Below are 12,375 nucleotides of genomic sequence, written 5' to 3'. Positions count from 1 at the left end.
ATTAATTAACGGATTCAATTGTATTAAATGTTACAAACTTTTGTATAAAAAGTTATATGATATCAAAATTTAATACATATAAAATTTCAGCCCAAATTTAATTATTAAAAGAATTGTCTGTACGAACTTCTACTCCTGATTTTCCAGCTAATGTTTTCAAGCTGGATAATGGTCTAACAATTATTCATCAATATATTTCAGCTACTCCAGCAGTGGTTATAGATGTGTGGGTAAGAGCAGGTGCTAGGGAGGAACCGGATAAATGGTCAGGTATGGCTCACTTCCTAGAACACATGATTTTTAAGGGAACAGAAACATTAGGTCCTGGTATCTTTGATCAAATAATTGAAAATCGTGGCGGACTAGCAAATGCGGCTACAAGTCACGACTATGCTCATTTTTTTATTACAACTGCTGCCCAATATGTAGAAGAAGTGGTACATCCATTGGCAGAAATATTATTGCGTGCTTCCATACCAGAATCAGAATTTGCTAGAGAGCGGGAAGTGGTATTAGAAGAAATTCGTCAATCAGAGGACTGTGTTGACTCGGTAGGTTTTCAAGCATTGATGGAGAATGTTTACAAATATCATCCCTACCGACGTTCAGTTATGGGGACAGCAGAACTTCTGAGAGAGCGAGAGGTTGATGAAATGCGTTGTTTTCACAATTATCACTATCAACCAGAGAATATGGCAGTGGTGGTTATTGGGGGAGTAGAGCAAACCCAGGTAATAGAATTAGTTAGTGCAGCTTTTGAAAGTTTTGCGGAAAAATGTTCTCATTGTCCGCGAGTTGAAATAGCAGCAGAACCGTTAATAACTGAAGTTCGTCGCCAGGAAATATGTTTGCCAAGATTAGAACAAGGTCGTCTAATGATGGCTTGGATGGGACCTGGAGTCGAACAGCTAGATGATGCTTATGGATTAGACTTGCTTTCAATATTATTAGCTGATGGTAGAAGTTCTAGGTTAGTTAGAGAATTGCGCGAAGATTTAGGTTTAGTGCAAGGAATTGTTAGCAGTTTCTCTTTGCAGCAAGACTCAAGTTTATTTACAATTAGTGCTATGTTAGAACCGAAAGATATTCCAGAAGTAGAGGCACGAATTGGCGATCGCCTTTATGAGTTATTGACTCAAGAAATTTCAGAGGTAGAATTAGCTAGGTGTAAGCGTTTATTATGTAATGACTATGTGTTTTCCATTGAAAGTCCAGGACAGTTAGCAGGTCTTTATGGTTATTATTTTACTATAGCAAATCCAGAGTTAGCGATCGCTTATCCAGAAAAAATAGCAGCATTTCAACCAAAAGAATTACTCAATTTAGCTGAAAAATATTTATCTCCAAATCGCTATGCAGTCACAGTATTAATACCTATTTAGGATTTGCTGAAAAAGTCTTATGGGTGAGGGTAGGAGACAACCCACCCCTAACCCCTCCCAACCCACTCCTAGCCCCTCCCAGGAGGGGAGGGGAAGTCAGGAGGGAAGAAATAAGAAAGAGAAGGAAAAGGAGAAAGTTTTTTGGCGTTGCTGATTCTGGGTATGATTTGGCCCCCCGAGCAAGCCAATTTTGGGGGGAATAAAACTCTAAAAGTCCCCCTTGATCCCCTCCCGTCCCCCGCAGGATCGGGGGAAGCCAGATGTTGCTGCGCTTTTTGTTGAACGGGGGATGCGCGGGGGCGAAGGCGAGAACCAAACAATCGCGCATTCGTACTTCAATTCAGCAACGCCAGTTTTTTTATCACGCTTTTATCCGAACATGATATAATTTCATATTAATTTAATAGACATATACTTATTTAAGTTGTTACTATTTTGATTATAAGTACAAAAAACAATATTGCTCCCAACTAAAATTCTAGGTAAAAGTCTATGTCTGATAATCTTTCATTACTAAAAAATCGAGACTACACATTTATTTTTGCTCGAAGTTTTGAAAGCTGGTCTATTTCTAATCTGTACTATGAAGATTGGATTGCAGCACAAATAAAAATTATTGATTTAGCCAAGCATTGTCAAACATTAGATGATGATGGAATCACTGTTTATCTTGCTTCTAGTCCTTTTCTCAAGCATACAAATACAGAAGTTGTAAAATTAGCTCAACTATTTCAACTAAAAAATCCTCCAGAAATAATAGATGTAGTAAGTAGTCTAGAAGATGCTATTGATGACTATTTTCAACGCCGAGATGCAAAGCAAACTACAAATGGGGATATTATTTTAGTATTAGTAGATAAAATTTCTGATGAACAAGAAGCTTTGGTAAATTTAATTATTAATGCTACTGAAAAAATTGACCTGATTCCAGGTACAGAAAATAGTTATGAATTAGGAATTAGTTTTTTACAAATTGGTGAAGATCCAGCAACAACAGAATGTTTGACTTTCTTAGACGATCATCTCGTCAACGCTGGTGCAAAGTGTGATATTGTTGACACGAAGTTTTGGTATGAAATTAAGCAAAAATCTCTCACAGATATTCTGATTCATGCTTTAGTTGACTAGCAAAGTACGTAAGCATTTCCTGCGGAATGCGGAGCTAACAGCAGTCAGCCATCAGTTAGCCTCATAAGGTCGGAACTACGTTATCAGCTATTTGTTATTAACTCATTATCATACTAGAGGGGAATTATCCACCAAGGAGAATTAAAATTCATTAATGAAATTGGCTATAACCTAACCTTAGTTCTTGCTTGCATAAGTTCATGCATCTGATTGCTGTTTGCGGAGCATGACAAACGGAAATGCGAGCTAGCTGAATGCTTACCAAAGTACTGACATTAGGAATATTTGTTGGGTTGCGCTAGCGCTTAACCTAACAAATTGTGTGAATGATTGGCGCCATTCGGAGCCTAGCGGCAGCTATATCGCTCCACATTAGTAAGATGGAATACTATTTGACTGCAAATTCGGTATAAGGGCGAATATGTTCCGCTTTAAACCCAGGACAATTTGCTCTTTAGGAATGCCAGCTTCCATTAAGTCCGTAGCAATACCTTCCTCTATTCCATCTCTTTGTATCCAGATTTTATTATCTATAATTTGCAAATGAATGTGTATCTGCTGGTTGCGTTCCTTGTATTAACGTTTGATTTGCTGTCAGTGCTGGCACGTCTCCCGCTGGCCAGTTCACTGAGTCATTGTATGCTCCCGATCTGTATAGCAGATCATCTGTCTTGTTGATTACAACTACATACCGCTCTCCTTCAAACTTAAACAGGCCGAGAATCTGATCTATCGTCTGATTTACATCAATACTTACATCAACTCCAACTTCAGCAGACGCACTCTGAGTAGGTATGGCTGCTAGACTAATCGTTATTGCTAGCAACACTGCCATTATTACCTTTCCTATTTCTTTGATTGTCTTTTTTTGTCCTTTTGTTTTTCTTTAATTTAGGTGTCTGTTTTTTTTGACATCCTACTTAATTTGACTGTTGGGTTACTCTTTTCTGAACTCTCTACCACCATTATTTTTTCTGCCTCAACACCTTCTCCTTCCCCATCCACCTCAACACACTCTTCCGATACCAATACCGTCATAGTCTCCAACCCCTGGGTATTTTCAGGGGCAATATCCGCACTCATAACTTCCGACTCCTCCTTCTTCTGCTCTTCCCCAGACACCCCAGGAGTTGCCGATATCTCCTGCACCGACACCTTTGCCAAATCTTCCTGTTTCTCGCACGACTCATTGCTTTCGCCTAATTCCCTCTCCGTGCCCAACACTGACCCATCCATGTCAATAAAATAACTCCTCAACATCGGCTTCAACTTTTTCCGTGCTTGGGAGATGCGCTTGTAAACACAATCTATTGAAATCCCTTGCTGCTCGACTATTTCCTGATAAGAAAGCTCTTGATAAAAATGTAAAATAAAAGTTTCCCGCATCAATTCGGGCAAAGAAGCGATCGCCCGTCGAATAACTACTGACCTCTCATCCCTCTCCAAAACCTGCTCCGGCAAATCCACCGCCGAAGCAACTCCCATTTCTCCACTATCACCAACCCACTCTATATCATCAACACCCACAGCACCCCGAGAACGTTTGCGGATGAGATCGAGACATAAATTGCGAGTCAGGGTTGTCAACCAAGCTGGCAAATTAGTAATTTTCCCCGCGAACTTCTGCACCAGTTCTAATGCTTTCAGCATGGCCTCACTCAGAGCATCCTCCGCATCTGTCTGGTTAGAGTTCATCAATCTCAGACAGCAACGATAAAGTCGGTCTCGATGCTCGCACCATACCTGCCAAAACTGGTTTTCTATATCCTCTTTCTCCAATTTCTGAGGATTTCTGCCTTTTCCTGGAGCTACTGCCACGGGAGAGGGAGTCAAGGTCGCTAACATAGCCATACTTCCTCCCTCTTCAGTTGTTTTACCACCAGGGTTCTGGTCTGTTAATTTCCCTTTTTCCTTGGCTTTGAGATGTACCATAGATTAATTAATTTGGGGTATTTAAAGTGTTTTAAGTGTTTTAATTTTGCTGCAACACGATCGGATAGCTACCGTGATGTCAATATCAACTGCTTAAGTAGATTTTTTGATAAATAAAGATAATTATTTTTAATACCAACTTTGCCCTAGTCAAAAGTGAAAAATAATCCCTGACTGAGTTAGAGCATTTATTTTGGTCAATATCTAAGGTGATTTGCTATAAAATTATTGTATCCACTCAATATGATGGGGAAGGCAATTATTATAGCTGCCAAGACCAACCAGTTGCACAAAGAACATACTTCTCAGGACTTACGCAAATTATTGACAATACGCTATCAGTAGGGGGCGTTAGCGACAGCTTTGCGGAACGCAAATGCCATTCACCCCTACTAAATATGGCGGTTGGTGCGTAAGTCCTGACTTCTTTTGAGTGTTGTTCTCTGAGTTATTACCAACGATACTTGCACCAAAAAAAAAATACAACCCCAAAACTTTATATAAAGTTTATATGATTTTTAGACAACTTTATATAAACTTTATATCGTCCCCGGAAATTTACCGAAAGCCTTATTGATGCGGCCAAATTGTAGAATTTAATCCCCTAAGTAAGCTCGGCCATCTCTACCCAATTACTATCAAGTACCCATTCATAAATACGGTTATAAACCTTGATAACTCTCCCTTCCTTTACCACTAACCCTGACAACAACAACTCTTTTTCTTCTGGACTATCAATGGCCATCACCTGCCCTTCTACTAATATTTGTCTATACAATTGCAGTAGTTTATTCCTTGGCTGTGTACTATGAATAATGCGATCGCGTATCGTTCTTAAATGGTAAGCATTTCCTGCGGACTGCTGCGCAAACAGCCGTCAGCTAGCCTCCTATGGTCGGAACTGCGAACTTCAGCTAGCCTCCTATGGTCGGAACTACGTTAACAGCTATTGCTTTTAGTGAGTGATAAAGACTTTATTAATTGAGAAACGAAAAACCTGATACAAAAGTCAACTCCAAAGTCTATATTCATTTACAGCGCTTTTGCTCATTTATGAACCACATCGCCATAACCAAAACCTTGTAGGGACGTTGCATAAGGGCGTCCCTACTGTGGTCTACTGAAATGAAAACTGCTTTCAATAATTGATAATTGATAATGGATAATTGATAATTACCTCTCCCTAAAAGGAAGAGGATTGAGTAAAAGGAAAAAATTTATTCTCTTGGTCGATTGGATATGGCGCAGGTTTCCTCGCCATCCCTCGACCGCTTTTTTCCCCTTGAAAGGGGAGGCTTTAAACCTGAACTATTTAATTATTTAATTATTTAATTATTTAATTATTAATTATTCGGTAAACCTCATCCTTAAGCACAGGGTCTTATTGCTGATAGCTGACTGCTAATAGCTGAATGCTTACCTTAAATGTTCTGGCCGATCTTGTATTTCCCAATTTTCTATGACATTGGTTCGCACTAATTTTTCTACCCATTTGGCTTCATTATTAGTGGGGATAGCTGCGGAATAGTTGCGTATTAGTCTACAAATTTTTTGGGTTAAAAATGGTTGTCCGTTTGTCCAAGCTAATACTTCTTTTAAGACTATTTCTGGATTACTAATTTTTTCTGTTAAGCCTTGCAATAAAGGTTTTGCTTCGTGGAGTTGAAAGCCTTTTAGTTGAATTGTTTTACTAATATTATATCATGTCCGAACGCAATCGTTTGTGTATAAAGTTGGGGAAATATCTAGCGCCATATAAGGTTTTTCCTTCTCTTGTAGGGGTGAACGGCCGAAAGCTTGCGCATAACTATCGTTAACGCCCCTACTTCTTCCTTCTTCCTTCTTTCTTCTTCCTTCTTCCTTACCTTCTCTATACAATACCGATGCTACCGGACATGATATTAAATGGTGTTTTTTGGGAATCTGATATTAAGTCGGATGGGTTGCTACTCCAAATAATCTAAATGTTAAATTCTGATATTTTGGGTTAATATTCCGTTGATTATAACAGGAACGAATGAGTAAATCCTCTCCTTTAAAAGAATAGGTAATTATTAATTATTAATTGTTAATTATTAATTTTTGAACCCAGGTTGCACTCGATCCAACGCTGATTAAAAATTAATTCGTAAATGCGGTTATGAATTTTTAGCGACCCATTTTGCTTTATTGCTAGTCCTGACAAACATAATTCTTTTTGTTCTGGAATATCTACGCTTGCTATCTCTTTTTCCTCCCATAATTGTTGATAAATTGTGAGAAGTTTGGTTTTGTTTGGACTGTAAAGAATGCGATCGCGTATAGTTCTTAAATGTTCTGGTTCATCTTGAGTTTCCCAATTTGTCAGAATTTTTTCTTGTACTAGGTTCTCTATCCATTCTGTTTCACCATTAACAGGAATGGGTATTTTTGAATTACGAATAAACTGACATAGTTTTTGAGTTAAAAAAGGTTGTCCTCCCGTCCAGTTTAATATTTCTTGAAGAATAGTTTGAGGATTACTAACTTTTTCAGCTATTCCAAATAATAAAGGTTGTGCTTCATGTGGTTTAAAGCTTTCTAATTCAATTGCTTGACCGATATTAAAAGGGGTTCTCCTAATATCAGTCATTAATTGGGAAGGAGTTGCTACCCCAAACAAGGCAAAGGTGAGATGCTGATATCTAGATTTTGGATCGATCATTCGTTGATTGTAGCAAGACCGAATTAGGGCAAAAAAGCTATCCACGGGAATTTTTAAGCCTAAAATACTATCTATTTCATCAATAAAAATGAAGACTTTTTGGGAGTTTGACTTTCGTTATTATTCAGTTCAACTAATAAAATATCTTGCATAAATCTATCGAATCTTTGTAAGGGAGAAATATCTAATCGGTCATTCCACCAAGCTTTTAAATTAACTGTGGTTAGTAAATCAAAACTGTACAATAGATCGACGGCTAATCCTTTATACCATTGTTCTATCGTTACATTTTCATCAGCGATGCGGGTTAAATCTATAGCAGCACAATGATATCCTTCATGGTTAAAATGGTGCATCATCTTCACCATGAGACTAGATTTACCCATTTGTCGGGAGTTCAAAATATAACAAAACTGACCTTTTTTTAAGGCTTGATAGAGAGTGCGGTCTGCTTGTCGGACTACATAAGTAGGAGCATCCATGGGCAAACTTCCTCCTACTTGATAATCAAAACTAGAGCTAGGTTCGGCAGTTTTTAGTAGGTCATTTTCAAAGATAAGTTCTGCTTGAGTTTCTTTGAGAATTTCTAAGGTTTGAGACAGTTCTTTTGTGCGTTCTTCGACTCTTTGTTCTAGGGTTTGATACAGTCTGGAATTGTCAATGGAAATTGCAGCTTGAGCGGATAATATTTTTAATAGTTCGACTCTTTTTGCTGTGAATGTGTCTGTAGTTAAATTATTTTCTAAATAAACAATTCCTCTTAATTGATTTTGATTAATTAATGGAATACAGAGAATTGATTTAGTTTTTTTGGCAATAATATAAGGGTCATTAATAAATTGTCCTTCGTTGGCTGCATCTTTGAGAACAATATTTTCTTGACTGCGGAGTACATAATTGATAATCGTGGTTGGTAAAATCGGAATTGATGTTTCTGGGTCTACAAATTCTATAGGAATTGATTGTAAAATTATCACTTCATCGCTATCTATTTTTCCTTGAGCTTCAATAACCCAACTATCTTCGTGATTGAGAATTAAAAACCCTGTTTGTGCCCCGGCATTTTCTATCACAATTTTCATTAAATTGTGTAAAAGTTTTTCCAGATTAATTTCACCTGAAATTGCTTGAGATGCTTTAATAACTGTTGTTAAGTCGAGAATTTCTCCATCAGAACCAGAAGTAGAAATGGTTGGATTAATACCTTTTAATTTTTTTTATTTGTTACTCTTAATAAATACTGAGGATATTCTGATTCTAACTGTTTTACTTTAGCTTTAGCACCCCAACGGATGTAACAATGATGGGCATTTCTTAAGTAAAATTGACCGATTTTCTTTCTGTCAAGGGCGAGATAAAACTCTGCTGCTCGTTCGTAAGCTAAAGCTTCTTCATGGATAAATTCATATTTTTCTGCTCCTTGAATGGCGCGATCGTACAGTTCTTCTGCTTGTAAAGTTTGTCCTAATATTCTGGCTTTTTCTGCTTCTACTAAATCGTATTTGTGCTGGAAATTTTCACGACAATGACCAGCCCATATTTTCATATCCTCTTGATTTTTTTCTACTTGTTCTAGTAATTGTTTTCGCTGTTCTATGTCGCAATTATTGTGATGAGCAAGACAAGCAAGAGAGTAGTAAAAATTATGCTGCGGGGTACATAAATATCCGATCATTCCAGCAACATATCTATCTGCATATTGACTATTTTTAAAAGCTCGAATGTAATCTTTGAAGAGATATAAAATTAAAGTTTTGCCAAAGTAGTAAGTAAATAGTAACCATGGGTTTTTTGATTAATATATATTTCCATTGCTCTATCTTCTGCATCTTGAGAATTTCCAATTAATAGATAGTATTTGTGTTGCTCTGTAGTGGTTAAATTTAAAACAATATTTTTGCAGATTTCTATATAATTTATAGAATATTCTTGATGAGTTTTTGCGATTAACTTGCTGTATTTTCGATAATCCCGTTCAACGTCTTCTAAATTACACCCTCCAAAAAACTCGATAAAGCAATAAGCTATAGCAAGATAACAAATATGTTCATTGTTTCCTAGATTGATATCTTTTTGTAAACTCTTTAGTAACTTTTCTCGCGACAATTTTTCATTCAGCAACTGTTTCCAGTGCCAGATATTTCCGTAATATTGATTGATAAGTACAGATTCTAATTGATCTATATTATCTTTCTCTAATAATTTGAGGGAAAGTTTTCCGAACCGATATCCAGAATCAATATCTTTGATTATTCCACACAGAAGTACTCCATATAAGCTATAAGTAGTAGCAGCTTCAGGAGGATTATTATATTTAATACAGAGATTAAGCTGAATTAAGATTGTTTCAATCCGCAGAGAAAAATTTCTTGTTGTTAATGCTGTTCCAACTGACTGCATTATTGAGAAAGCTGCCAGTTTATAGGGATCGGTCATTTTCGGCATATTGGCTAAATTTTCAATGTTTTTTCCTTTTAATAGAAACTTTAAAGATTTCTGTTGTTGTTCAATCCTATTTTTTATGGCACTTTGACTAACCAATTCTTGAGAGAGTTTTATTCCGAGTTTTTCTAAAACTTTTAAAGCAATATCTATAGATTTTTGCGGCTGATATTGACCATAGTAAGACAAGATTACTAACTCATAAATCTTGACACTATCGAGAATATTGTTGACTTTTTCTAGAATAGTTGTAGATAGTTTTTCAACCTGTTCCCACTGATAATTTAAGTACAAAGCTTCTAAGGTTTCTACTTGAAGTTCTAATGTAAATTTGTACTGCTCTTCCCAACTATTTTCTGCTAATAATTTTTTCCCTGTCTCTAAATATTCTAATGCTGTTTTGTAAGCTGTTGCAGCTTTTGCTTTTCTACCTGCCTGAAGATTTAATTTCGCTAACTCATCTTTTTCCCATTGTTCGGTAATTAAACTAGACCCTTGATTTAGTTGATTGACAACATCAAAAATCTTCTTCTGTAACTCATCCTCTTCAATATTTTTCAACAGTAGACGACCTATTTGTAGATGCACTTGCTTTTTTTCTACTGCTGGAATCAGAGAATAAGCTGCCTGTTGTACTCGGTCGTGTAAAAATTTGTAGGGGATATATTTTGAGGATTCAAAATAGTTTTGCGAGAGGTTATTTGATAAGTCTTCTGGATTCCATAGTAAAGGAACTTTATAGTTATTTTTTAGCGGTAAAATCAACCCTTCATCTAAAGCAGATTGTAATTCATTAGCTGTTACTGTTTGAGATTTATTATTAACGATAGCCAGAATTTCTAAATTAAATTTATTGCCAATACAAGCTGCTAATTTAAGAACTTGTTGAGTTTTTTCATCTAATTTTTCAATTTTACCCACCATCAATTCAACTACATTATCAGTAATAGAAACTCTTTCAATTTTTTCTATATCCCATTGCCAATAACTTTGTCGATCATCTTGTTGTTTATGGGGTTAAAGACTAAGAATTTTTCTTGGTATAAAGAACTCAGCAGTTGAGTCAGGAAAAATGGATTGCCTCCTGTTTTTTTGGCAACTAATTCAGCTAAAGGTTTAGTAATTTCTGTTGAGCAACTTAGGGTATCAGCGATTAATTGATTAATATGATTAATTTTTAATGGATAAAGGGTAATTTCATTAACTGGTACTTGTGCAGTCTTAATTTTCTCTAAGGTATACATTAGAGGATGGGTAGCACTAACTTCATTATCTCGATATGCTCCAATTAAAAGAAAATATTGATTTTCATCATCTGACATTAATTGCTCAATTAAGTTCAAAGATGCTAAATCTGCCCATTGTAAATCGTCAATAAAGATTACTAAAGGATGTTGTTTTTTGCAGAAAACACTCAAAAATCTTTGAAAGAATAAATTAAATCTATTTTGACTTTCAGTAGCTTCTAATTGTTCAATTTGTGGTTGTTTACCGATAATTTTTTCAACTTCGGGAATTACATCAATAATAATTTGACCGTTATTTCCTAGAGCTTCTAATAGTTGATTTTTCCAATTTTGCAGAGTAGTTTCTGGTTCACTGAGCAATTTACGGATTAACTCTTGAAAAGCTTGAGAAATTGCTGAATAAGGAATATCTCTCTGGAGCTGGTCAAATTTTCCACTTATAAATTTTCCTCGTTTTTTTGTAATAGGTTTGTGAATTTCATTGACTAAAGCAGATTTACCAATTCCTGAATAACCAGAAATCAAAATCATTCCAGTTTTTCCCAGACTTACTAGCTCGAATGCTGTTAATAGTTGCTCGACTTCTTGTTCTCTACCATAGAGTTTTTGAGGAATTTGAAATTTCTCACAAATATCTTGAGTTGCTAAAGGAAAGTCTGAAATTTCTCCTAAAGTATTGAATTGCTCTAGACAGGTTTGTAGATCTGCTTTAATTCCCCTAGCGCTTTGATATCTTTCTTCTGGGGTTTTTGCTAATAGTTTGTTGATGATGTTAGAGATAGAATGAGGAATGTCGGGAATTAGTTGATGTACTGGTAATGGTTGTTGGGCAATATGACAATGAACTAACTCCATGGGGTCTGTTGTTTCAAAAGGTACTGTATTAGTTAAAAGTTCATAGAAAGTTACTCCCAGGGAATAAAAATCGCTACGATAATCTATACCTCGGTTCATTCTACCTGTTTGTTCTGGGGCGATATATGCTAAGGTTCCTTCTAGTTGATTGGGGGGAACAACTGTGAGAAATTCTTGGGATAAACGGGTAGAAATGCCAAAGTCGATGATTTTGAGTTGTTTTGTTTGGGGGTTATAGACAATATTTGAGGGGTTAATGTCTTTGTGGATAATATTAGATTTATGAATTGCTGCTAGACTTTCTGTTGTTTTAATGGCGATGGTTAGAAAGTTTTCTAAGTTTAATTGAGATTGAGATATTAGTAATTTTAGAGATTGACCACCGAAGTCTTCTAAGAGTATTACTAAACTATTCTCATATCTTTGTAGATCGTAAGCTTTGATAATACTATCTACATTTAAAGAACGAGTAATTTCATATTCTTGTTTGTAGCGAATCAGTTCTAAAGGAATTGGGTAGTTTTCTTTGAGGATTTTGAGAATAATTGGGTTATTATTTTCCTTTAAAGTAGCTTTATAAACTAAGGAATTAGGACTTTCATAGATTTTTTGATGATATGATAGTTAATTTTCATAAGCTCTTAATAAATAAGCCATAAGATAAGCCAATCAAGTGAAGTTTAGCACTTTGCTTATCCTATGGCTA

The 12,375-nt window shown here is 36.0% G+C and carries 12 protein-coding genes; 2 read left to right on the top strand and 10 right to left on the bottom strand.

Annotation, left to right across the window (positions count from 1 at the left end; genetic code table 11):
* Positions 1 to 113 precede the first annotated feature (113 nt).
* Both SAGCYANO_RS23920 and SAGCYANO_RS23915 read left to right on the top strand, forming a co-directional pair.
* Positions 114 to 1,382, top strand: a complete 1,269-nt coding sequence (locus tag SAGCYANO_RS23920) for a pitrilysin family protein (RefSeq protein WP_202222372.1) — start codon at positions 114 to 116, stop codon at positions 1,380 to 1,382.
* 492 nt (positions 1,383 to 1,874) lie between these two features.
* Positions 1,875 to 2,510: a hypothetical protein gene (locus SAGCYANO_RS23915; protein WP_202222371.1), complete on the top strand. Its 636-nt coding sequence runs from the start codon at positions 1,875 to 1,877 to the stop codon at positions 2,508 to 2,510.
* Positions 2,511 to 2,882: 372 nt separating this feature from the next.
* Here SAGCYANO_RS23915 and SAGCYANO_RS23910 read toward each other — a convergent pair whose 3' ends face one another.
* The 10 genes from SAGCYANO_RS23910 to SAGCYANO_RS45475 all read right to left on the bottom strand — a co-directional run bounded on the left by SAGCYANO_RS23910 (position 2,883) and on the right by SAGCYANO_RS45475 (position 12,275).
* Positions 2,883 to 3,053: an element excision factor XisI family protein gene (locus tag SAGCYANO_RS23910; protein WP_237396612.1), complete on the bottom strand. Its 171-nt coding sequence runs from the start codon at positions 3,051 to 3,053 to the stop codon at positions 2,883 to 2,885.
* 348 nt (positions 3,054 to 3,401) lie between these two features.
* Positions 3,402 to 4,442, bottom strand: coding sequence for an RNA polymerase sigma factor (locus SAGCYANO_RS23900; RefSeq protein WP_202222370.1), 1,041 nt, complete (start codon positions 4,440 to 4,442; stop codon positions 3,402 to 3,404).
* A gap of 604 nt (positions 4,443 to 5,046) precedes the next feature.
* Complete coding sequence (locus tag SAGCYANO_RS23895) at positions 5,047 to 5,220, bottom strand: hypothetical protein (protein ID WP_202222369.1); 174 nt, start codon at positions 5,218 to 5,220, stop codon at positions 5,047 to 5,049.
* A gap of 638 nt (positions 5,221 to 5,858) precedes the next feature.
* The gene (locus SAGCYANO_RS23890; RefSeq protein WP_202222368.1) at positions 5,859 to 6,083 is read right to left on the bottom strand and encodes a hypothetical protein; all 225 of its coding nucleotides are present in this window, start codon (positions 6,081 to 6,083) and stop codon (positions 5,859 to 5,861) included.
* Positions 6,084 to 6,143: 60 nt separating this feature from the next.
* On the bottom strand, positions 6,144 to 6,320 hold the full coding sequence (locus SAGCYANO_RS23885; protein WP_202222367.1) for a hypothetical protein: 177 nt from the start codon (positions 6,318 to 6,320) through the stop codon (positions 6,144 to 6,146).
* 190 nt (positions 6,321 to 6,510) lie between these two features.
* On the bottom strand, positions 6,511 to 7,170 hold the full coding sequence (locus SAGCYANO_RS47970) for an AAA-like domain-containing protein (protein WP_255502681.1): 660 nt from the start codon (positions 7,168 to 7,170) through the stop codon (positions 6,511 to 6,513).
* 26 nt (positions 7,171 to 7,196) lie between these two features.
* Positions 7,197 to 8,207 (bottom strand): GAF domain-containing protein, encoded by a 1,011-nt coding sequence (locus tag SAGCYANO_RS47965; protein ID WP_255502680.1) that lies wholly within the window; start codon positions 8,205 to 8,207, stop codon positions 7,197 to 7,199.
* A gap of 125 nt (positions 8,208 to 8,332) precedes the next feature.
* Positions 8,333 to 8,800, bottom strand: a complete 468-nt coding sequence (locus SAGCYANO_RS45485; RefSeq protein WP_237396611.1) for a hypothetical protein — start codon at positions 8,798 to 8,800, stop codon at positions 8,333 to 8,335.
* A 71-nt stretch (positions 8,801 to 8,871) separates the two neighbouring features.
* The gene (locus tag SAGCYANO_RS45480) at positions 8,872 to 10,491 is read right to left on the bottom strand and encodes a hypothetical protein (protein WP_237396610.1); all 1,620 of its coding nucleotides are present in this window, start codon (positions 10,489 to 10,491) and stop codon (positions 8,872 to 8,874) included.
* Positions 10,492 to 10,535: 44 nt separating this feature from the next.
* Positions 10,536 to 12,275, bottom strand: a complete 1,740-nt coding sequence (locus SAGCYANO_RS45475) for an AAA family ATPase (RefSeq protein ID WP_305081054.1) — start codon at positions 12,273 to 12,275, stop codon at positions 10,536 to 10,538.
* Between the last annotated feature and the right edge of the window lie 100 nt (positions 12,276 to 12,375).

Source organism: Okeania sp. KiyG1, from assembly GCF_014132355.1.
Taxonomy (GTDB): domain Bacteria; phylum Cyanobacteriota; class Cyanobacteriia; order Cyanobacteriales; family Microcoleaceae; genus Okeania.
The sequence above is the reverse complement of the archived record's forward strand: the minus strand, read 5'-3'. Positions and strand labels throughout refer to the sequence as shown.

What these genes read in the sequence shown, in the direction of transcription:
- SAGCYANO_RS23915 (WP_202222371.1), top strand. Translation starts at nt 1,875, where the DNA reads ATGTCTGATAATCTTTCATTACTAAAAAATCGAGACTACACATTTATT.
- SAGCYANO_RS23900 (WP_202222370.1), bottom strand. Translation starts at nt 4,442, where the DNA reads ATGGTACATCTCAAAGCCAAGGAAAAAGGGAAATTAACAGACCAGAAC.
- SAGCYANO_RS47965 (WP_255502680.1), bottom strand. Translation starts at nt 8,207, where the DNA reads ATGAAAATTGTGATAGAAAATGCCGGGGCACAAACAGGGTTTTTAATT.
- SAGCYANO_RS45485 (WP_237396611.1), bottom strand. Translation starts at nt 8,800, where the DNA reads ATGATCGGATATTTATGTACCCCGCAGCATAATTTTTACTACTCTCTT.
- SAGCYANO_RS45480 (WP_237396610.1), bottom strand. Translation starts at nt 10,491, where the DNA reads ATGGTGGGTAAAATTGAAAAATTAGATGAAAAAACTCAACAAGTTCTT.